The organism is Halobacillus alkaliphilus (assembly GCF_900113125.1).
Taxonomy (GTDB): domain Bacteria; phylum Bacillota; class Bacilli; order Bacillales; family Halobacillaceae; genus Halobacillus; species Halobacillus alkaliphilus.
In genome coordinates this window covers 217346-237162 of sequence record NZ_FOOG01000001.1, presented here as the reverse complement: position 1 = coordinate 237162, position 19817 = coordinate 217346, and the positions used below count along the sequence as shown (strand labels likewise).

21 protein-coding genes and 1 riboswitch are annotated in these 19817 nt (G+C 40.7%); of the genes, 9 read left to right on the top strand and 12 right to left on the bottom strand.

All coding sequences use genetic code 11. The annotated features are described in order from the left end of the window. Positions 1-239 precede the first annotated feature (239 nt). From BMZ06_RS01285 to BMZ06_RS01265, 5 genes are read right to left on the bottom strand one after another with little or no spacing between them, the layout of a single operon-like run. Positions 240-1265, bottom strand: coding sequence for a thiazole biosynthesis adenylyltransferase ThiF (locus BMZ06_RS01285; RefSeq protein WP_089749342.1), 1026 nt, complete (start codon positions 1263-1265; stop codon positions 240-242). Beyond that, the gene (locus BMZ06_RS01280) at positions 1262-2029 is read right to left on the bottom strand and encodes a thiazole synthase (RefSeq protein WP_089749341.1); all 768 of its coding nucleotides are present in this window, start codon (positions 2027-2029) and stop codon (positions 1262-1264) included. Before BMZ06_RS01280 ends, BMZ06_RS01285 begins: the two co-directional genes overlap by 4 nt. A 3-nt stretch (positions 2030-2032) precedes the next feature. After that, a complete protein-coding gene (gene thiS, locus BMZ06_RS01275; protein WP_089749338.1) occupies positions 2033-2236 on the bottom strand; it encodes a sulfur carrier protein ThiS in 204 nt (67 codons plus the stop codon). Next, on the bottom strand, positions 2233-3366 hold the full coding sequence (gene thiO / locus BMZ06_RS01270; protein WP_089749337.1) for a glycine oxidase ThiO: 1134 nt from the start codon (positions 3364-3366) through the stop codon (positions 2233-2235). Before thiO ends, thiS begins: the two co-directional genes overlap by 4 nt. Further along, positions 3359-4054 (bottom strand): thiamine phosphate synthase, encoded by a 696-nt coding sequence (locus BMZ06_RS01265; protein ID WP_089749335.1) that lies wholly within the window; start codon positions 4052-4054, stop codon positions 3359-3361. Before BMZ06_RS01265 ends, thiO begins: the two co-directional genes overlap by 8 nt. Next, positions 4055-4152, bottom strand: a riboswitch (TPP riboswitch). It lies immediately after the preceding gene. Positions 4153-4508: 356 nt separating this feature from the next. Between BMZ06_RS01265 and BMZ06_RS01260 the strand changes: the two genes are divergently transcribed. Further along, positions 4509-5471, top strand: coding sequence for a sodium:calcium antiporter (locus BMZ06_RS01260; protein ID WP_089749333.1), 963 nt, complete (start codon positions 4509-4511; stop codon positions 5469-5471). A 67-nt stretch (positions 5472-5538) separates the two neighbouring features. Here the strand turns inward: BMZ06_RS01260 and BMZ06_RS01255 are convergent, their stop codons facing one another. The 4 genes from BMZ06_RS01255 to BMZ06_RS01240 form a co-directional block, all read right to left on the bottom strand. Further along, entirely contained in the window at positions 5539-5763 is a 225-nt protein-coding gene (locus BMZ06_RS01255) for a YqkE family protein (protein ID WP_089749332.1), read from the bottom strand. Further along, the gene (locus BMZ06_RS01250; protein ID WP_089749329.1) at positions 5760-6092 is read right to left on the bottom strand and encodes an iron-sulfur cluster biosynthesis family protein; all 333 of its coding nucleotides are present in this window, start codon (positions 6090-6092) and stop codon (positions 5760-5762) included. The genes BMZ06_RS01255 and BMZ06_RS01250 overlap by 4 nt, the downstream gene beginning before the upstream one ends. A gap of 248 nt (positions 6093-6340) precedes the next feature. Beyond that, positions 6341-7135 carry an SDR family NAD(P)-dependent oxidoreductase gene (locus BMZ06_RS01245; RefSeq protein ID WP_089749327.1) on the bottom strand — a complete coding sequence of 265 codons (795 nt, stop codon included), beginning with the start codon at positions 7133-7135 and terminating at the stop codon, positions 6341-6343. 7 nt (positions 7136-7142) lie between these two features. Next, positions 7143-8108 carry an MBL fold metallo-hydrolase gene (locus BMZ06_RS01240; protein ID WP_089749325.1) on the bottom strand — a complete coding sequence of 322 codons (966 nt, stop codon included), beginning with the start codon at positions 8106-8108 and terminating at the stop codon, positions 7143-7145. 222 nt (positions 8109-8330) lie between these two features. On the opposite strand from BMZ06_RS01240, the gene BMZ06_RS01235 reads away from it, so the two are divergent. Continuing rightward, positions 8331-9860, top strand: a complete 1530-nt coding sequence (locus BMZ06_RS01235) for an AbgT family transporter (protein WP_089749323.1) — start codon at positions 8331-8333, stop codon at positions 9858-9860. Between the two features lie 39 nt (positions 9861-9899). Here BMZ06_RS01235 and BMZ06_RS01230 read toward each other — a convergent pair whose 3' ends face one another. Further along, positions 9900-11516, bottom strand: coding sequence for a M20/M25/M40 family metallo-hydrolase (locus BMZ06_RS01230; RefSeq protein WP_089749322.1), 1617 nt, complete (start codon positions 11514-11516; stop codon positions 9900-9902). An 81-nt stretch (positions 11517-11597) separates the two neighbouring features. Here BMZ06_RS01230 and BMZ06_RS01225 point away from each other — a divergent pair, with 81 nt between their 5' ends. The 5 genes from BMZ06_RS01225 (at position 11598) to BMZ06_RS01205 (ending at position 17079) form a co-directional block, all read left to right on the top strand. Then, the gene (locus tag BMZ06_RS01225) at positions 11598-12353 is read left to right on the top strand and encodes a glycerophosphodiester phosphodiesterase (RefSeq protein ID WP_089749320.1); all 756 of its coding nucleotides are present in this window, start codon (positions 11598-11600) and stop codon (positions 12351-12353) included. Then, the gene (locus tag BMZ06_RS01220; protein ID WP_089749319.1) at positions 12353-13507 is read left to right on the top strand and encodes a glycosyltransferase family 2 protein; all 1155 of its coding nucleotides are present in this window, start codon (positions 12353-12355) and stop codon (positions 13505-13507) included. Before BMZ06_RS01225 ends, BMZ06_RS01220 begins: the two co-directional genes overlap by 1 nt. 2 nt (positions 13508-13509) lie before the next feature. Beyond that, positions 13510-14526 carry an NADPH dehydrogenase NamA gene (gene namA, locus BMZ06_RS01215; protein ID WP_089749317.1) on the top strand — a complete coding sequence of 339 codons (1017 nt, stop codon included), beginning with the start codon at positions 13510-13512 and terminating at the stop codon, positions 14524-14526. Between the two features lie 250 nt (positions 14527-14776). Continuing rightward, positions 14777-15703, top strand: a complete 927-nt coding sequence (gene rnz / locus BMZ06_RS01210; protein ID WP_089749315.1) for a ribonuclease Z — start codon at positions 14777-14779, stop codon at positions 15701-15703. 14 nt (positions 15704-15717) lie between these two features. Continuing rightward, complete coding sequence (locus BMZ06_RS01205) at positions 15718-17079, top strand: aldehyde dehydrogenase (protein ID WP_089749313.1); 1362 nt, start codon at positions 15718-15720, stop codon at positions 17077-17079. A 71-nt stretch (positions 17080-17150) separates the two neighbouring features. On the opposite strand, the gene BMZ06_RS01200 is transcribed toward BMZ06_RS01205, so the two are convergent. Continuing rightward, positions 17151-17375 carry a DUF3892 domain-containing protein gene (locus tag BMZ06_RS01200; protein WP_089749311.1) on the bottom strand — a complete coding sequence of 75 codons (225 nt, stop codon included), beginning with the start codon at positions 17373-17375 and terminating at the stop codon, positions 17151-17153. Between the two features lie 122 nt (positions 17376-17497). Here BMZ06_RS01200 and BMZ06_RS01195 point away from each other — a divergent pair, with 122 nt between their 5' ends. Beyond that, positions 17498-17740: a hypothetical protein gene (locus tag BMZ06_RS01195; protein ID WP_089749309.1), complete on the top strand. Its 243-nt coding sequence runs from the start codon at positions 17498-17500 to the stop codon at positions 17738-17740. A gap of 122 nt (positions 17741-17862) precedes the next feature. Then, entirely contained in the window at positions 17863-18492 is a 630-nt protein-coding gene (locus BMZ06_RS01190; protein ID WP_089749307.1) for a LysE family transporter, read from the top strand. On the opposite strand, the gene BMZ06_RS01185 is transcribed toward BMZ06_RS01190, so the two are convergent. After that, positions 18475-19806, bottom strand: a complete 1332-nt coding sequence (locus BMZ06_RS01185) for an amino acid permease (protein ID WP_089749305.1) — start codon at positions 19804-19806, stop codon at positions 18475-18477. The genes BMZ06_RS01190 and BMZ06_RS01185 overlap by 18 nt on opposite strands. Positions 19807-19817: the final 11 nt, after the last annotated feature.

The following is a 19817-nucleotide window of genomic DNA, read 5'->3' as shown; positions in this document are numbered from 1 at the left end:
TTTAGCCTTTATTGTATTCTCTGTGTAATCAAAATTGTGAGAGTCCGTTTCGAACGATTATTAGGTAAGCGATAGTGGCTGAAACAACGGTCTTACGTCAGCTGATTCTATATAATATCCACCATTATTAAGTCGGCTTTACCTTAATCTTAATTTCTACTCCAAGGCTTAATAATCCTTCCTTTGGATTATTAAAAACACGCTCTCATGGTAAGAGAGCGTGTTTTTAATCTTGGGGATCAGCCTCCAATATAACGGTTATAAAGCGTTTTGGCTTCGCTTATATCTTTCGTATCATGAATGAGTACCCGACCATCTTGAAAAGCTACCAGCCGGCGCCCTTCTATTGTAAGATTTACAAGAAAAGAATTTCCTTCTACTTTTCCGCCCTCGATAGCTTGAAGCCTATCAAAGAGTTCATCCAGATTTCTTTTTCCCTTGTTTGCTGGACGGATTTGCACCGTGTCCCGTCCGCATAGTACCGCTGTTCTAGATAAATTTACAGGGTCGAGATGAGGATAGGTGCATGCCTGACCACAAGAAGGACAATCGTCTTTTTTTAGTTTTTCTACCTTAATAGTTGACTGCTGGTTTTTCCAAATATCGAAATAAAACAGGTTTCTTCTTAGAGATTTGTAATCTTCTACTAAAAGCTTCAATGCCTCGGTGGTTTGATAAGCAGCAACAATTTGAACGGCAGGGCTAATAATACCCACGGTATCGCATGTTTCCCCTCCCATAGGAACAGATCCTAACAAACATGAGAAACAGGGAGTCTGCCCTGGAACTACCGTATAAGAAAGTCCATAACTTCCTGTGCAGGCGCCGTAAACCCAGGGTACTTGATATTTCTGTGAAGCATCATTAAGAAGCAGCCTGGTTTCAAAGTTATCAGTAGCATCAATCATAATGTCTACACCTTCGACCAGTTCCTCAATTTCGTGAATTGAAACATCCATGATTTTACCTGAAATATTGATTTCTGAATTTATTTCTCTCAATTGATCAGCTGCAGCTACTGCTTTTGGAATACGTTCCACTGCATCCCTCTCAGTGAACAGTTGCTGGCGCTGCAGGTTGCTCCACTCTACATAATCTCGATCGACTACGGTTATTTTCCCAACACCCGCACGAGCCAGCATTTCCGCGTTACTTGTTCCTAAAGCTCCTGCTCCTATTAAGAGCACATGCTTTTCACTTAATTTTCGCTGGCCATTTTCACCTATAGGTGAAAACAAGATTTGTCTAGAATATCTTTCCTTCAACCAATGCTCATTCCTTCCGTAGGACTGCTTGCTGTCGCGTAAGTTTTCTTAGGAATTCGACCTGCTTCATAACCTAATCTGCCGCCCTCGATTGAGAGCTTCATCGCCCGGGCCATTTTTACAGGGTCTTCCGCTTGAGAAACAGCCGTATTTAGTAAGACACCGTCAGCCCCAATCTCCATCGCCTGAGCTGCATCGGTCGGGGAACCTATACCCGCATCTACAATAACAGGAACTGTTGACTGCTCTATAATAAATTGTAAATTTAGTGGGTTGATAATTCCCTGCCCAGAACCAATCGGTGAAGCCCCAGGCATAATGGCATGCACACCTAAGTCCTGCAGCCTTTTTGCTAGCATAACATCATCCGAAGTGTAAGGCAGCACTATAAAGCCTTTTTCCAATAGTATCTCAGAAGCTTTTAATGTTTCAATGGGATCAGGAAGCAAGGTACGCTGGTCACCGATTACTTCTACTTTTATCATATCGCATAATCCAGAAGCTTTAGCCAGCCTAGCCGTTCTGACTGCTTCCTCTGCCGTTTTAGCACCTGCCGTGTTTGGAAGCAGTGTGTATTGATCCGTATCAATCGTTTCCAAGAAATTAGGCTGATCTGCTTCAAAGATATTCATTCGACGAACAGAAAACGTTAAAATTTCTGCTTCGGAAACATCCACAGCTTGCTTTTGGATAGAATAGTCAGGATATTTTCCGGTGCCCAGCAATAATCTTGAATGAAAATTACGATTAGCTATGGTTAACATTTTTCATCCTCCTCCTACAAAGTGAACGATTTCTATCCGATCCTCATTCGTTACAGCCTCTTCGGCATGTAAAGATCTATCCACAATTACTTGATTTCTCTCGACAATACCAGCCTTATTATTTAATTTAAAATAGTCCAAAAGCTCCTCCACGTTCGTCACATCATCCGGTACTATCATTTCCTCACCATTAATAAAGAGTTTCATAGTGGGCTCTCCTCCGCTTGGTATTGAAAGCGAGCAGGCGTAAAAGCTGATAAATCTGTTATGAGATTCGCTTCCCCTGCTATATAATCTGCCATTAACTTCCCGGTAACTGGACTTAATAATATTCCGTTACGATAATGTCCCGTGCTAAAATACAAGCTGCTCAACTCAGGGTGTTCTCCCATAATCGGCAGTCCGTCTCCTGTCATAGGTCTCGTTCCAGCCCAAATTCGATCAATTTCTGCTCTCCCCAATAAAGGTAGAAGCCTCTTGGCTTTATGAATCAGTCCTTCTGTTCCCTCTACGGTTACGCGCTTGTCAAATGTATAAGGTGTGGAAGTTGCTCCAACAATAATTTCTCCGCCTTTTTTCGGAACAAGATAGCAATCATCTGTAAAGATGGTTGTATGGAGTATAGATTTTTCTGTTTTAACCGCAAGAGCCTCTCCCTTTACAGGGTATAAAGCCTGTTCTTTACCAGGTAAAAAACGACGACTCCATGCTCCGGCAGCCACTAGAACGGAACTTCCATAAAAATCCCCGGCGTCTGTAGCTGCTCCTACTACTTGATTTTGTTTACTTATCAACTGATAGACATCAGTAGATTCACGAAAAGTCACTCCGTTTACAGCTGCAGCCCTCGTAAAAGCCCGGGTAAGGTCTGGAGCTGACACATGCCCTTCTTTTGGAAACCATAAACCTCCAACTAATGAATCTGTCAGACATGGTTCCATTTCAACTAATTCTTCTCTATCTTTCCAGGATGATTCTTCACCTTTCAGCTTTTGATTTGCAGCAATTTCCCGGTAACGAACTCTCTGTTCTTCCGTAAAAGCTGGTCTGATTATTCCCTTTTGTGAAAGCCCAATGTCTATTCCAGTCCGGTCCTTTAACTCTACTGCTAAGTTTGGAAACATCTCCCGGCTCTTACGCGCTAGTTCATATATAGGGCTTTCCTCTTCCAACTCCGTTTGGACCCCGAGCATTCCTGCAGCTGCACTGGAAGCTTCTTGCCCAAGGGACCCTTTCTCCAGAACTAAAACATGCTGTCCTTTCTTCGATAGATAAAAAGCTGTAGAACAGCCTATGACTCCCCCACCAAGTATGATCGTGTCGTACTTCTTAGGCATGATAACAACTCCTTTGCATCCTTGTTTGAAACCTCCAGGCTTTCTCCCCAGGGTTGTGTGCTTCAGCAATGGAAGACATCACAGCTATTCCGGATACCTTAGTTTGAAGAACTCTTTCCAAATTTGATATGTGAATACCTCCAATAGCTATCACTGGTATGGAAACCGCTTCGGTTAATGATTCTAATGACTTTACGCCTTTACCCTTAAGACCCGACTTACTTTCGGTCTGATAAACATTTCCAAAAAGGAGGTAATCAGCACCTTCCCTTTCTTTTTGGTATCCTGCTTCCAATCCATGAATGGAACAGCCTACTCTCAGTTCAGGATAGAGTCTTTTCACAGTCTCCGGGGAAGGCCCGTCTTCTGGAAGTTGAACTCCTGCTGCTCCCCATCTTCCAGCTACCGAGTAATGAGAGTTTACAATGATTTTTGTGCTTGAAATTCCTTCTTTTATAAGTGTATGGACCCATTTCTGTATTTCTTCTTCCGGCCGATGCTTTTCACGAAGGTGTATAGCCGTGGCTGCGGATTGTATTGATAGGGCCATCTGGCAGAATTCATCCAATTCTTTTTTTCCATCTGAGAGTACATGAAGTTCCCGCTTCAAACCTAATCCACTTCCTTTTCCATAAAAAAACCGCTCCCCATAGGGAAGCGGTTGTATAGCAAGTATTTGTAAATACATGTGCTACATCCTCTACTTTCCTACGCTGGTATCGTCCAGATCAGGTTCTAGGGTTCAAACGTATTTGTCTCAGCCCGAAGGCACCCCTAGTAGAGCTTGTTTCAATATTTAATTAAGTTCAGTATAACATTGGATCCTTCAAATTCCAATATAATACAATTTACATCTAGAAGAAAATCTTTTCTAAAGAGGCTACGAGCAAACAGAAGCTTGGTGATGATGATGAATTCTTATCTTTTCTCATTTTTAAAAGAACTTAATCTTTGACTCTTTTATCTGCTCAAGCTATATTAGTAGTAACAAGGGGAGTAGCGACCGGATATCGGCTAATGAACCGTCAATACGGTATTCTTTATACCTGGTTCATTGGACTAAGTTCTGCTTAGTACGCAAGACCTTGGTACAATATTTTTGTGCCAGGGTTTTTTATGTTCTGGCAGAAAGGAGAAACGATATGATTTATTTTGTATTCATCCTTGCTGCAGCTGTTGTGGTAGTTAGTGCTGTCTACCTCAACCAGTTCGGGGACGTTATTAGCAAGAAATCTTCCTTGAGCGGAGCTGCAGTCGGAACTTTTTTAATCGCCGGAGCTACTTCACTCCCGGAATTAACAACAAGCTTAACCGCTGTTTATATTGACAATCCAGATATAGCGGTTGGTAATATGCTGGGAAGTAATGTATTTAATCTGCTCATCCTTGCCAGCATGGATATTATTTATAGAAGGCAACGGTTATTTCAAAAAGTAAATAATAAGGAAAATATTCCTTCGGCCTCTTTTGGCTTATTTTTCCTTCTCATTATTATTCTCTCTCTCTGGATGCCTGGTTCGATCGCAATTTTCGGGGTGGGTATTGAGATGATCGTCATTGTCCTTCTTTATATATTCAGTATGAAGTTTCTATCTGGAGGAGAATCCGAAAAAGAAGAAGAAGGGCAAACTAAAGATTACTCGCTGAAAGCAGCTGTTATTGGTTTTATTATTGCTTCTGTCATTGTTTTTATTTCTGGAAGTGCTTTATCTGTTTCAGGTGACAGGATGGCTGAAGCATCAGGACTTGATGCGAGTTTTGTTGGCAGCTTTCTAATTGCAGCCTCAACTTCCCTGCCTGAACTTGTGGCTGTGTACGCTGCCTTCAGGCTGGCCAATTATAATATGGCCATTGGTTCCATACTTGGAAGTAATTTGTTTAATATTCAACTGTTAGCTTTGACCGACTTGTTATATAGAGAGGGAGCTATCCTCGCTTCTGTCCAGGCTTCTCATATATTTATTGCATGTCTTGGAGTCGTTATGACATTAATTATGATCTTTCTGCTTATACGCCCAGATAGTATGAGAAGTCACTGGCGTTATGCGGCACCATCTCTTCTCATGACTTTAATTTACTTTGTCGCTTCTTATGTATTGTTTTAGTATAAAGTCAATTATAAGATCCAATCTAAGGTTTAAAAAAGTAGGCTTCCATTCAATAAATGGAGGCCTACTTTTTAAATGTTTTCCAATCAAGTTCACTTTCATTCAGAAGTTCTTCAAAGCTTTTATTTGCTTCTTTTTTCTTTCTTTCTTCAAGGCGCTTCTGCTTTTCCTGCTCCTGACGTTCGGCTTCGCTTTGTTTTAGTTCAGATTTTTTTAAACGAAGCTGAGTTAATACATCTTCATTTAAATGGTCACTTAGTGATCCTTCTCTTTGTTCTTTCTTACTCATACGGCCTGGACTTCTTTCACATCTTTTGGAGAGATAATAGGATTAAGAATCCCATCAGGACTTGAAAGGCGGAAGCTGTTTTTAATGAAATCCAGTTTCATATCCGGCTTAAAGAAAGTGGCTTGTTGATGATCAATGATCACTTTGTATTCTGCATTTACTACCAAGTTATCTGTATTCAGAATTTGATCGGTAAACCGGATGGTGGGGAGTCCGTTTACTCCACATCCACACCCTTCTGTATCATAATACAGTCGAATAATCGGGCGACTAGGATCTTTAATATCTTCAAGCTTATTTTTGGCCTCATCTGTGATACGTAACTTCATTATCGATCCCTCCTAACACTATCATAAAAAAATGATTACCCTATGGCAATTCTCTTGCTCATTCGGCAGGATGTTATCCACCAGTGTTTCGCTGACGGCAGAGTAATTTCTATTACTAATGCTAACAGTATAACCTAAGCATTTATCATTCTCCAATATTAACAGGCTGTGGTATTTTTAGAAATATTATGACGGGAACAAATTCAGGGTTCCGTTAAATACGGACACCCACCGGAAACGCAGAACCATTATTTTTTATTAAATTGGCGTTCCATTGCTTTTTCCAAAAAAGCAGGGGCGAGAGAATACATTTTACTGCCCGAATTCATCCAGCCAGGCATATTAATCTCTCTCTGCTGAGTAAATAAATGACCAACTACTTCAGCCGCTACTTTATTTGGATCCAGCATAAATCGATCTACTGCTTTTTCATAGGCTCCTGTAGGGTCTGCCTGATTAAAGAAATTTGTACGTACTGGCCCCAGGTTCACAGAAGTCACATAGACTCCCTGACTTTCCACTTCCATCCTAAGCCCATTGGTAAAACCTATGACAGCATGTTTGGTAGCGGCATAAACAGAGGACTTTGGAGTCGCTATTTTGCCAGCTTGAGAAGCGATATTAACTATGTGTCCTCTCCCTTGCTGCAGGAAATGAGGGAGCAGTTGATGAGTAGTTCGGAATAAGGATTTTACGTTAATGGAAAGCATTCGATCGATATCCTGCCACTTTGCTTCTGAGACCAGATCGAAAACAGCCATCCCTGCATTGTTGATCAATCCATCAATCGATCCATGATCGTAACATATTTGATCAATAACATCTTTCCATTCGGCATCGTTAGATAAATCAGCTTTGTACCAGTAACAAGGTACGGAAAATACAGCTTCTATTTTTTCTTTGATAATGGCAAGGCGATCGGCAGACCTGGCAACTAAAATAGGTATGCCTCCTTCGCGCGCCACATGAATAGCTAAATACTTACCAATTCCACTTGAAGCTCCCGTTATTAAAACTTTTTTATCTTTGACCAATTCATTCATATAACCATCACCTGTTTACATAATAATATTTTTGTTCACCCGAAAATTCGGCGACCACTGCTTTTTTGTTTTCTAAGTAATCCAACTGGCCAATCGTTTCAGACATCGTCAGACCAAACTGACTTTCTATATGTTTAGGAAACAAATGCCTGCATACATCATATGCACATAATCTCTTTTCTTCAAACATATTCAGGACTTTAAGTGCACGCTCCTCTTGCTTTTTAAGACGCTGAATGACTAGTTCATCTGTGTTCTGAAACGTCTTTCCGTGCCCCGGATAAACCATTTGAATATTTTTATCCAATAATTTTCCCAGAGAAGCCCGGTATTGCAGAAGGGGGCGGGGACGGTCTTTTTCCATGCCATATGGTGGTTCTAACAGGGGGTTGGAAGAGATATGAGCAAGCAGATGATCACCGCCAATAAAAGATCCATCAGCTTGTCGATAAAACGAAATATGACTCTGAGCATGTCCGGGGGTCTCTATTGTTACCCACTCCTCGTGCCCTGGAATCCTGTCTCCTTCCACCAGTTCAATTGTCAATTTGCCTTCTGCGCTCCATTTCAAAGGTTTACGAAGGGATTTGAGCAACCCTAAATACTGCTCCGGCACCCCAGATTCTTTATACATACGGTAAAAAAATTCCTCGTATCTCAAAAAGAAAGATTCTTCCCTTTCAAGCCATGGTCTTAACTTCGGGTGAGCAGCAACTGTCGTCAGATTAGGAAAATGTTCGATCAATCCCATATGATCTGGATGGTGATGCGTTAGTACAATTTGATCTATATCACCGGGGCTGTATCCAAGTTCTTTTAATTGAATTATTAATTCATTCCAAGCAGCATCGGTTTTCACACCTGCATCTACCAGGGTGAGTCGCTCGCCTTTTAGTAAGTAGAGGTGTACGTCTCCCACTGCATAAGGGGTTGGAAGTGTTATTTGGTAAATAGCATCTCTTAAGGTTTTCATTCGGAATCCTCCAAACTGAATGAACATTCATTTTATAATCATTGTAGCACGCTTTGTTGATATATTCCTGTTGATTTCAAAAATATCACTACTATTTTTTTAATTTATAATATTCTTTCTAGTGAAACATTTTCAAGAAGTCTTCAAATCTATGTCTTAAGCTATTATACTTTAACGCGTTATTGTAAAATTTTCAGTCTTGTCATATTAAGGAGGAAACTCATGGAACACCAAGAAAATAGAAGTCGTACCGTTCGGATACTGGACTGGATTGAACATGTGGGTAACAAACTCCCCCACCCAGTAACGTTATTTGCTATATTTGCTTTTCTTGTCATACTAGCATCCTGGATTTTTTCAACCCTTGGTATTCAAGTAGAAGATCCTGCAACGGGAGATACTCTTGAAGTTACCAATTTATTATCTAGCGAAGGAATCAAATACATTTTTGAAAGTATGGTAGAGAACTTTGTAGGTTTCGCTCCACTCGGAACCGTTCTAGTTACGATGCTCGGAATTGGAGTGGCTGAAAGGTCCGGTCTTATCAGCGCAATGCTAAGAGGGCTGGTTACATCTGTGCCACGTTCCTTAATGACGGCTGCTCTGGTATTTGGAGGTATCATGTCAAGCATGGCTGCAGACGCAGGTTACGTGGTGCTCACGCCTCTCGGTGCTGTCCTATTTGCTGGTTTAGGCCGTCATCCTTTAGCAGGATTAGCCGCAGCATTTGCCGGTGTATCCGCAGGGTTCAGCGCTAACTTACTCCTTACTTCGCTGGATCCCTTACTCGGTGAGTTAACAAAAGAGGCCGCCAAAACCATTGACCCTGCATACGCAGAAAACATTCTTTACACCATGAACTATTATTTTATGATAGTGTCTGTTTTTGTGCTTACTCTTGTTGGGACACTCATAACAGATAAACTTGTTGAACCAAGACTTGGAAATTACCAGGGTGGAGTTGAAGAAGAGGTCAACTATGTAACAAAACTTGAAAAGAAAGGAATGCTTGGAGCACTTCTGGCGCTGATCATCACAATCGGACTGTTGTCTCTTCTCGTCGTCCCTTCTTGGGGTCCTATGAGAAATCCTGATGACTTTCTTGCCTCCCCTTTCTTCCATAGTCTTGTGCCCATTATCCTGCTCATTTTCTTTATTCCCGGTTTGGTGTATGGAAAGATAACAAAGGAAATTAAGAATGATAAAGATGTCGCCAATCAAATGTCAGAAACTATGGCGACCATGGGAATGTATATTGTTCTAGCTTTCACGGCAGGGCAATTTGTTGCTTATTTCACGCATACCAACATGGGGAAAGTAATCGCTGTAAGTGGAGCGGAATTCTTGGATGCTATTGGTTTGAATGGAATTGGTTTGATTATCGCGTTCATATTTGTGGCGGCTTTCATTAACTTGTTTATAGGAAGCTCATCCGCAAAATGGGCGATTATGGCACCGGTTTTTGTTCCGTTAATGATGCAGCTTGGCTACTCACCTGAGCTGACTACTTTAGCGTATAGAATTGCCGATTCAACTACAAACATTATTTCACCATTGATGCCATACTTCGCCATTGTAATTGCTTTTGCTCAAAAGTACGATAAAAATGTAGGAATCGGAACCCTGATTTCGACCATGCTCCCTTATTCTATTGGTTTCTTTATTATTTGGGTCGTTATGCTGTTCATATGGATGCTGACTGGATATCCGATTGGTCCAGATGCAGGATTCTTTTATGAACCGAACAATTAACACGACAAACGTCCGGATGCTGGCAGCATCCGGACATTTTTATGAATTAAAAAAATGATGGATTGTTTCCGTTAAGATCTTTGGAAGCTTATCAAAACTGTAAGTTAATTCAAGTCGCTCCGTCCACTGGTGGGCGTCTCTGCCACGTGGCCCAATATTAATGATAGGCATCGTAATGGTTTCCATAATTTTAGCAGGCAATTCATATCCTTTTCCTTGTATAGGCATCTGATTAAGTAAATGATCAATGGAAGATTTCATCGATACTGGTCCAATAAAGCTCAAATCGGAAAGCCCTGTGAAATATTCCACTTCAGTCAAGTTTACCCCAAATTTGTTGCGAGCTGTATCAATAGCCTTTTTCGCGCCGCTTTGAATAAGCGGGTCATGGTGAGAAGACACAGATGGATAGAAAGGAGGGCTGTAGAATAAAACAATCATTGGACTGATATCTTTACATAATGAAGCAAGATTTTGCACAAGACTGGTAGAAAAATCACGGTCCCCTTCATCTCGTTGATTAATTAAACGATTTTGACGACGCTCCACTTCCCTCGTTCCATACCGGTCTACTGCTTCTTTGTACAATTGTTCGTAAGTCAGAATCTGAATTTCCGGTGAAAAATTCGACGTTTGCGTGCCTTCTAAATAAAAAGAGGCCTGATGGTGGTAATGGTTGATAATTTTAGCGCGCGCACGCTGAGCAGCCAGTAACAATTTTTCGTTCAACTGTTCAATCGTCTGCTTCATATATAAAACATTATACATAGCTACAGCAGACTGAGGCGTTTGAACGGAATAATGATGCTTTAAGTCACGCTGCATCAGACTAATAGGAGGGGGTGTTCTCTCTCCATCTACCTGCTCAATAAAAGTTTCGTTCAACTCCATCTCCTGAGCAATATAGCTAATCATCAAGTTAGCATTTAGACCAGCGAAAGGTTCACCGGCATGTGTTTCTTTCCCGTAACAAAAGAAACCAGGAAGCGTTTTTCCAATCGATCCCGTATAGAGGTAATTAGCTGGATCACCAGGGTATTTGCTAAACATTGGCTCTCCATTGATGGCTGTTTTATAATTCAGATTTTCTTTATCTTTCATCTCTGCAAGAGCCGGCAAAGCAGCTAGCATTCCTTCTGAATTTACTTCCTCATCAGGTACGGCTACAAGTAGTAAATTTCCATCAAACTCGCCTTCCATTGCTTTTTCCAGTAGTGAAAGGTGCAAGGTTAATCCTGCTTTCATATCCATAATTCCACGGCCGAACAACCACTCTCCTGTCAATAAATCTTTGGCTGCATCCTTAGGTAGTACTCCAGGGTTTTTATGAAGCTCCTGTGTTAGTTCTTTTGGATGAAAAGCCAGATTCTGCCAGGATCCATAATCTTCGACGCCTACCACATCTGCGTGGGCAATAAGAACGATTGTATCTTTTGCTTCTCCTTGTTTTACAAGGGCAGTTAACAGCTGTCGCCCGTCATCCAAAGGATGAAGATTTAAGTGTTCAGGATGAGCCTGATAATATTTACGATCTTCTAAAATATAATATAAGTATTCAATAACTGCGATCTCAGCATTACTCCCTGTAATACTTGGATATTCCACTAGTGAACATAGTAGATCGGTTAACTGCTTTTTTGTCTGCCACTGTCCCATGTTTTACACTCCTTATTGACTTTTTCTGGTTTTTCGAACACAATCAAACTCAAGGTCCAACCTGAATGAGAGGTGAACTTTATGAATACAACGCTTATTTACGCTCACCGGGGAGCAAGCTCCCTTGCACCGGAAAATACTATGCCCGCTTTCGAATTAGCGCGCTCCGCTCAAGCCGAAGGGATTGAAACAGACATTCAGTTAACAAAAGATCAAATTCCAGTGCTTATTCATGATGAAAACTTACGCAGGACAACAAATGGCACGGGATTTGTACAGGATTATACATACACAGAACTGCGCCTGCTTGATGCTGGAAGCTGGTTTTCCCCAGAATTTTCTGATTGTTATATTGTAACATTAGACGAATTCCTTCGCTGGTTCAAGGAGCAGCCTATGTTTCTTAATGCAGAATTAAAAACTAATGTAATTGAATATAAAGACATTGAAAGAATTGTATATGAAGCGCTAAAAAAATATGAGGTGGTCGAACGGACCGTTATTTCCAGTTTTAATTCTGACACCATTCTCCGTATGAAGCAGATTAACCCTTCAATTAAAACGGCTTTTCTAACCTCTACTAAGATGATTAACCTCCCAGACTATGCAAAGTCTTTAGGAGCAGATGCTCTTCATGTTAAGCATCGTTTATTAGATAAAAAGTTAGTCAAAAGCTGCCATAAAGAAAAGTTAAATCTGCGCGTCTATACGGTCAATCGCCCTTCTCATATGAAGAAATGCTATCAATTAGGAATTGACGGTATTTTTACTGATTTTCCTAACCAGGCACTGGAATATCGAAAGCTTATTCATAACAACAGGAAAGGGTTCTTCTAATGTTCTGGCTATTAACGATTATCTTCTTATTTTGGGTCATCGTCCTTGTTGATTTTCATAAAGGATTTAAAACCCTGCCTGCAATTGACCATCTACCCTTCAGGGATGAAAACTCAATGATTTCCGTTATTATTGCTGCTAAAGATGAAGAAAAATCCATTAAACAGACTATCGAAACCCTTCTGGGTCAAAAATACGTAAATCTTGAAATCCTCGCCGTTAATGATCGCTCAACTGACTCGACTGGCTCCATTATCGAAAATCTCGCTGTTCATCATGCAAATGTACACTCTATCACGATTGAGACATTACCATCTGGATGGCTGGGTAAGAACCACGCCCTGCACATAGGAGCGCAACAGGCTAAGGGCACTTACTTATTGTTTACAGATGCGGACATCTCCTTCCATGGAAATGTCGTCTCCCAAGCCATCACCTTCTTAAAAAATGAAAACCTGGATCATTTAACCGCTGCCCCCAATCTCAGGGCCGGTTCTTTTTTTCTAAAAGGGTTAATTTCCTTCTTTCTTTTTGGATTTGGATATTTAAAACGACCCTGGACAGCTAATCATCCCTCTAAAAAAGGGGGCATGGGTGTAGGTGCTTTTCAACTCCTGACTAACGCCTGCTACCAGGGCATCGGAGGCCACCATGCGATTCGTTTACGTCCGGATGATGATCTTGCTATGGGTCAGCGCATCAAGAATTCAGGCTACAGACAGAGCCTTGTGACCGCACTACGAAGCTTGTCTGTGGAGTGGTATCCTGATCTTCCATCTGCTTTCAAAGGTTTCGAAAAAAACGCGTTTGCCGGCTTAAATTATTCTGTTTTGTTTGCTCTACTAGCCATCGCAGGTGTATTTACTTCTCAACTTCTTCCGTTTATCACCATTTGGAGCAGCCGTCTTCCACTTCAAATGATTAGTGCTTTTACCATCGTTTTGTTATTTTATTTATATGCGTTAACCATGCGGCATCTTACTACATATTCCAACTGGATTGTTTTCGGACTGCCCATTTTCGCTGTGTTATTTATTTATATGCTCTCTAGAGCACTGCTTCTAACCTTTCTTAGAGGCGGTATTGTATGGCGTGGCAGTCACTATTCATTAAAGGAGCTTAAGAAATATTATCGCAACTCTGAGGAGGAATAGTTTTGAAAAACTTATTATTTTCACCCTATACAATCAAAAATGTGACTCTTAAAAACAGGATAGTTATGTCACCTATGTGTATGTATTCTTCACATAATCAGGATGGTCATACTCAACCTTTTCACTTAGCCCATTATGAAAGCCGAGCTGCCGGCCAAGTTGGTCTTGTTATGACTGAAGCCACATCGGTGACTCCTGAAGGACGAATATCACATGAAGACCTTGGAATCTGGTCTGATAATCATAATGAAGGTCTATCTACTTTGACTGAAGCCATTCACCGGCATGGAGCAAAAGCCGGAATCCAGCTTGCTCATGCAGGCCGGAAAGCTAATTTGGATAGTGAGATATATGCTCCAAGCGCTGCACCCTTTAGTGAGTCCCTAAAAACACCTGTGGAAATGGATGAACAGCAAGTAAGTTCGACGGTTCAATCTTTTAAAGAAGGGGCGAAACGTGCAAAAGAGGCAGGGTTTGATGTTATTGAGCTCCACGGGGCGCATGGATATTTAATTAACCAGTTTTTGTCTCCTCTCACCAATTTCCGGAGTGATAAATATGGTGGTTCACGTGAGAAACGTTATAGATTCTTATCCGAAATCATTGATGCTGTGCGAGAAACATGGACAGGACCATTGTTCGTTAGAATTTCAGGCGCAGAATATCATGAAAATGGAAATAAAATGGAGGATTTTATTTACTTTGCTGAAAAAATGAAAGCTCAAGGTGTTGATTTGATTGATGTGAGCTCTGGCGGAGTAGTGCCCGCACCTATCGATCCATATCCGGGTTATCAAGTTAAATATGCCGAGAAGATTAAAGTTGAAGCAGGAATTGACACCGGAGCGGTTGGACTGATTACAAGCGGTAACCAGGCAGAAGAAATCTTACGAAATGAACGCGCGGATCTTATCTTCTTAGCACGGGCACTGTTAAAAAACCCTTACTGGCCAAAACAAGCAGCAGATGAACTTGGGTACAAACTTGAAGGACCAAGACAATATACCAGAGCGTGGTAAATCATTTTATATCAGCAAACTCCTGTGACCCTGACTCATGCAGGACTTAAAAAAGCTATTTTAATTAATAACTTCAATTCGTATCTTCCAAAAGACAAGTCTATAATAGGAAAACTACAAAAAATTAATAACCATGTTTAAAATAGCCTCTCCCTATATTGATTGAACATTCATAGGTAACATTTCTCTTATAGGAAGTGTGTTAAAAGGCTTGAGGTGGTATGATGTGATTAGTAGGAGGGAGTTCTAAATGGAACTATTTTTTTTAGGTACAGGATCCGGGGTTCCGTCAAAGGAAAGAAATGTTTCTTCCCTTGCCCTCCGCATGTTGGAAGAACGTGGAACCACTTGGATATTTGATTGCGGAGAAGGAACGCAGCAACAGATCTTACATACAAATCTAAGACCAAGAAGAATCGAGGTTATATTTATTACTCACCTTCACGGTGATCATATTTACGGGCTTCCCGGCCTGCTGAGCAGCCGTTCTTTCCAGGGGGGCGAAACTCCTGTAACCGTTTACGGCCCGAGGGGATTAAAAGAGTACATCGATATCAGTCTGCAGATTAGCGGCACACATTTGCGCTATCCTCTTTATGTTGAGGAAGTCGAAGAAGGCATTCTATTTGAAGACGACCAGTTTGTAGTCGAAGCCATTTCCCTGCAGCACGGACTGGAAAGCTATGGTTATGTTCTAACGGAAAAAGACAAAATCGGGGAACTAAAACCATCTAAACTTAAAGAGCTGGGTCTTGACCCTGGACCCATTTACCAATTAATTAAAAGTCAATCTCAAACGCGCTTGGATAATGGACAGGTCATTTATAGAAAAGATGTTTTAGGACCTCCTAAAAAAGGTAGAAAAGTATCAATTCTCGGAGATACTCGTTACATCCCTGATTTAAAATATAAAGTTAAAGATTCAGATGTACTTGTTCATGAAGCTACTTTCGCCAGTGATGAAAATCAAATGGCCTATGATTACTTTCACTCCACGGTACATCAGGCCGCTACTCTTGCCAAAGAAGCAAATGTAAGAGAGCTTATTCTCAATCATATCTCCTCACGCTATCAGGGGAGCGCACTGAAGCAGCTTGAAACAGAAGCAAGAGATATATTTGCTCATACAAAAATCGCGTATGATTTTTTTCAGTACCCAATTACACGTATTACGTGAAGGAGGAAATTGTGATGCAAACCGTTGTTCAACAGCAAAAACGGTGGTATGAAGAAGGTCACACAAGAAGTTATCAGTTCCGAAGGGATCAGCTTTTGCGCATGAAAAAAATGATTCGCACGTTTGAAAAACCGATCATTGAGGCATTGAAATTTGATTTAAATAAATCTGAATTTGAAGCGTACGTTTCAGAAATCGCGCTTTTGAAAAGCGAAATTGATCACCATCTAAAACACCTTAAACAATGGATGGCTCCTCAAAAGGTCAAAGCACCTTTAACCCATAAAGGTTCTAAAAATTTGATTTATAAGGAAGCTTACGGAACGGTTCTTATCATCGCTCCCTGGAACTACCCGTTTCAACTGGCCCTGGCTCCAGTGCTCGGGGCTATTGCGGCAGGTAATACCGTTATCATTAAACCATCTGAACTTACTCCAACAGTTTCGTGGGTCATTAAAAAAATGGTAGAACAGTACTTTTCGCCTAACTACATTGCTGTAGTCGAAGGGGGTAAAGAAGTAACGCAAGAACTAATGGAACAGCCACTTGATTATGTCTTTTTTACGGGGAGCGTTCCTGTAGGAAGAAAGATTATGGAGAAGGCCAGTAAACAATTAATCCCCGTGACTTTAGAACTGGGTGGTAAGAGTCCCGCAATTGTTAATAAAGACGCAGCGATCGACCTTGCTGCCAAACGAATTGTATGGGGTAAATTTACGAATGCTGGCCAAACATGCATTGCTCCTGATTACTTGCTCGTCCACCATGAAGTTAAAGCACCACTGATTAAGGCCATGAAAAAATATATCCATGAATTTTATGGGGAGCGGCCTTTGGAGAATCCAGATTATGTAAAAATTGTGAACGACCAGCACTTTGACCGAATTTCTTCCTATCTAGATGCAGGAACGGTGGTTTCCGGTGGCTCTTTAGATGAAAAGCGTCAAATGATTGAACCTACTATTCTGGACCAGGTGAATTGGTCTGACCCTGTCATGCAGGAGGAAATATTCGGTCCCATTCTTCCGATATTGGCGTTTGATCATTTATCAGAGGTGATCAGCCAAGTGAATAGCCGTCCAAAACCACTAGCTCTCTATTACTTCGGAGAAAGCGAAGCAGAGCAGGAAGAAATTATGACCTCCATTCCATTTGGAGGCGGCTGTATTAATGACACCCTATACCATATTTTAAACCCCCACCTTCCTTTTGGAGGAGTTGGAGAGAGTGGAATGGGAAGTTATCACGGACAAGCAAGTTTTGACACCTTCACCCATTTGAAGAGTATTACGAAACAAACGACAAAGTTCGACCAGAAATTCAGGTATCCAGGCTCCTCTTTTGGATTAACTATCATCAAGAAGGTTCTCGGTTAAGCATAGAAAGATCAAGAGCGTGATTATTAAAGATCACGCTCTTGATCTTTTATTATTAATTATACATTAAATTAGAACGATGGAAGATTATCTAAATTATTGTCGATTTTCCCATCTGGCTGACTTCGCAAATGATCTTCTCCATCTTTCCCTCGAATTAGATTCACATGCTCCAGTTCTCCATTTCTGGCCAATTGATGAGCCTCGTGATAATCCACTATTCTTCCTGATGATAACTTCATTTCCACAATACTTCCCTCTTCATTTTTCCTGACAGCGATGATTTGTTCCGCCATGTCATTACCTCCTTTTTCTTAGTATGTAAACATTCAAAATTAATTATAATGATTAAACGATTTAAGGGGGTATAAATAATGAAATTATAGTTAAATTAACGATAAAGACAGGAGGAAAAGTTATGCCCCTCGATCATTTTGAATACGTAACAGAACAGTTGACCCAGGCTAAACAAGCAGTTGAGCGGATGCAGGAGAATCAAACCGGGGTTGCAGAAGCACAGCAGCATGTGAAGATAGCTGAAGAGGCTCTCAATGAATTAATACATGACCCTGACCTAAATTCTAAAACTGACCAGAAAGAAATTCAGCGGGCTAGCGATTTGCTGCGTCTAATTGTAGAAACGTATCAAGCTTCCAACTGAACGTATAAACCACTGTTCCTTGAGAACAGTGGTTTATTTACACCTCTTTCCTTCTCTATGTTACATAATCTTTTCCGACACTGAATATATATAGGACAAGCCATTCAAGAAGGAGTGTCGTGATGGGGGTTTTTTTTAGTTACATTTTGCTAGGGTTATCGCTTGCCGCGCCAATCGGTCCTATAAACGCTGCACAAATCGACCAGGGAATCAAAAATGGTTTCCTCCATTCCTGGGCTATTGGGTTAGGATCTATTGTTGCTGATTTATTTTTTATCCTTTGTGTGTTTTTTGGAGTGGTTCATTTTTTAGAAATTCCTTTTATGAAATCATTTCTGTGGTTATTCGGAGCATTTGTATTATTTTATACGGCTTTCGAGAGTTTTAAAGGTACAAAAGAAATTGGGATTAGGGAGTTGAGAAGTAGAGAATCTTTAAAGAAAACGTTCACAAATGGCTTCCTGCTTGCAATTACAAATCCATTATCCATTCTTTTCTGGCTGGGTATTTATGGGAGCATTCTCGCTGACACCATTCATCGTTATAACATGGCTCAGGTTCTTCTTTATGGAGGTGCTGTCCTTCTAGGTTTAATGATCTGGGATGTATTTATGGCTTCTGTGTCAAGTGGCTTTAGAAAAGTTTTAACACCCAGCCTGCTCAGAGTAATCTCAACTCTATCAGGTTTAAGTTTATTAGGATTTGCTGTTTATTTTGGTTTTCAAGCATTCCAATTACTCTTCGGCTTCTAAATGCTTCCATTTCTTTTTCATAATCATAGTTACAATACCTATAACCAGTAAAAACCCTAAGCTTACAAAGAAACCTATTCGACTTGTTTTATTTAATAAAGTTCCCGAAACTGCAAGCAAAATTAACACTAACCCTATCAGTCTTTTTACACGTTTAAATGAAGTTAACTCCATAATTTTATTATAAGAAAACAGGATAAACAGCCAGATGTATAAGAGCATAAGACCGGCAGCTGTGGTTAAATATTCATATATTTTCTCTGGGAGCAGTAAAGCAACTATTATTGAAGCAATTAACCCCCCGATAGTTAGCAATACGGCATAATAAGGAACTTTTCTAGGACCTGTCTTAGAGAAGAATTTAGGAGCATCTCCATCTTCTGACAAAGAGGTTAATATGGTTGTGATCCCGTACAATGAGGCTACCATAGTGGAAAAACCTCCAATTATTAAAGCTCCATTAAATGCATGGGGTACAAAAGATAGATCATACTTACTTAAAGCGGTAATAAATGGACTTTCATCACCGTTAAATTTCGTATAAGGGACAAGCCATAGTGCGAGGCCTATGGATACTACATAAATAGTTGTAAGTAATGAAAGCATAAATGTTCCCGACTTAGGAGCATCTTTCGGATTTTTTAGTTCATTTGCCATAATACCCATAACTTCAATTCCACCAAAACTGTAAAATACGTAAATAGACGCAGCCCATAGTCCAGTTAAACCAAGTGGAAGTAATCCTTTATTATCCCATGTGAATGATGGGTCAGGCTGGCCGCCTTTCAAAACTCCTCCTACAGCTAGGAATGCAATAATAATAAACATTAAAATTGCCGCTATTTTCATAACGCCAAATATATTCTCAAATCTTTCAAACCCCGAAACACCGGTAATAATAACCCCGATCCCCAAAACCCCAAATACACTTGAAGAAACCCAAAGCGGGACATTAGGAAACCAAAATTGAGCAAATATGGCTAAAGCTGTCAACTGACTCCCCATTATAAGCAATTCAGAAGACCAATACACCCATCCGTTGCTAAAGCCTGCCCATCTCCCATAAGCTTTTTTAGCATAAGCACGAAAGGAACCTTTCTGTGGATCCTCGGCCGTCATAGCTGATAAGGCATCGAACACTACATATGTTCCGATAGCAGCAAGCAAAAAGATGAGAAGTACGGCTGGCCCCCCTCTTTTCAATGCCAAAGCAGAACCAAGGAAAAAACCTGTACCAATTGTGCACCCTACTCCAATTAAGGAGAGCTGCCACCACTGAATCTTTTTGTTATCAGTTGTTTCCTGTTTGTCCATACAAGGGCGAT

What these genes read in the sequence shown, in the direction of transcription:
- BMZ06_RS01245 (WP_089749327.1), bottom strand. Translation starts at nt 7,135, where the DNA reads ATGAATGAATTGGTCAAAGATAAAAAAGTTTTAATAACGGGAGCTTCA.
- rnz (WP_089749315.1), top strand. Translation starts at nt 14,777, where the DNA reads ATGGAACTATTTTTTTTAGGTACAGGATCCGGGGTTCCGTCAAAGGAA.
- thiS (WP_089749338.1), bottom strand. Translation starts at nt 2,236, where the DNA reads ATGAAACTCTTTATTAATGGTGAGGAAATGATAGTACCGGATGATGTG.
- BMZ06_RS01250 (WP_089749329.1), bottom strand. Translation starts at nt 6,092, where the DNA reads ATGAAGTTACGTATCACAGATGAGGCCAAAAATAAGCTTGAAGATATT.
- BMZ06_RS01200 (WP_089749311.1), bottom strand. Translation starts at nt 17,375, where the DNA reads ATGGCGGAACAAATCATCGCTGTCAGGAAAAATGAAGAGGGAAGTATT.
- BMZ06_RS01185 (WP_089749305.1), bottom strand. Translation starts at nt 19,806, where the DNA reads ATGGACAAACAGGAAACAACTGATAACAAAAAGATTCAGTGGTGGCAG.
- BMZ06_RS01280 (WP_089749341.1), bottom strand. Translation starts at nt 2,029, where the DNA reads ATGTTAACCATAGCTAATCGTAATTTTCATTCAAGATTATTGCTGGGC.
- BMZ06_RS01265 (WP_089749335.1), bottom strand. Translation starts at nt 4,054, where the DNA reads ATGTATTTACAAATACTTGCTATACAACCGCTTCCCTATGGGGAGCGG.
- BMZ06_RS01235 (WP_089749323.1), top strand. Translation starts at nt 8,331, where the DNA reads ATGGAACACCAAGAAAATAGAAGTCGTACCGTTCGGATACTGGACTGG.
- BMZ06_RS01220 (WP_089749319.1), top strand. Translation starts at nt 12,353, where the DNA reads ATGTTCTGGCTATTAACGATTATCTTCTTATTTTGGGTCATCGTCCTT.
- BMZ06_RS01225 (WP_089749320.1), top strand. Translation starts at nt 11,598, where the DNA reads ATGAATACAACGCTTATTTACGCTCACCGGGGAGCAAGCTCCCTTGCA.
- BMZ06_RS01190 (WP_089749307.1), top strand. Translation starts at nt 17,863, where the DNA reads ATGGGGGTTTTTTTTAGTTACATTTTGCTAGGGTTATCGCTTGCCGCG.
- thiO (WP_089749337.1), bottom strand. Translation starts at nt 3,366, where the DNA reads ATGCCTAAGAAGTACGACACGATCATACTTGGTGGGGGAGTCATAGGC.
- BMZ06_RS01260 (WP_089749333.1), top strand. Translation starts at nt 4,509, where the DNA reads ATGATTTATTTTGTATTCATCCTTGCTGCAGCTGTTGTGGTAGTTAGT.
- BMZ06_RS01230 (WP_089749322.1), bottom strand. Translation starts at nt 11,516, where the DNA reads ATGGGACAGTGGCAGACAAAAAAGCAGTTAACCGATCTACTATGTTCA.
- BMZ06_RS01240 (WP_089749325.1), bottom strand. Translation starts at nt 8,108, where the DNA reads ATGAAAACCTTAAGAGATGCTATTTACCAAATAACACTTCCAACCCCT.
- BMZ06_RS01255 (WP_089749332.1), bottom strand. Translation starts at nt 5,763, where the DNA reads ATGAGTAAGAAAGAACAAAGAGAAGGATCACTAAGTGACCATTTAAAT.
- BMZ06_RS01195 (WP_089749309.1), top strand. Translation starts at nt 17,498, where the DNA reads ATGCCCCTCGATCATTTTGAATACGTAACAGAACAGTTGACCCAGGCT.
- BMZ06_RS01205 (WP_089749313.1), top strand. Translation starts at nt 15,718, where the DNA reads ATGCAAACCGTTGTTCAACAGCAAAAACGGTGGTATGAAGAAGGTCAC.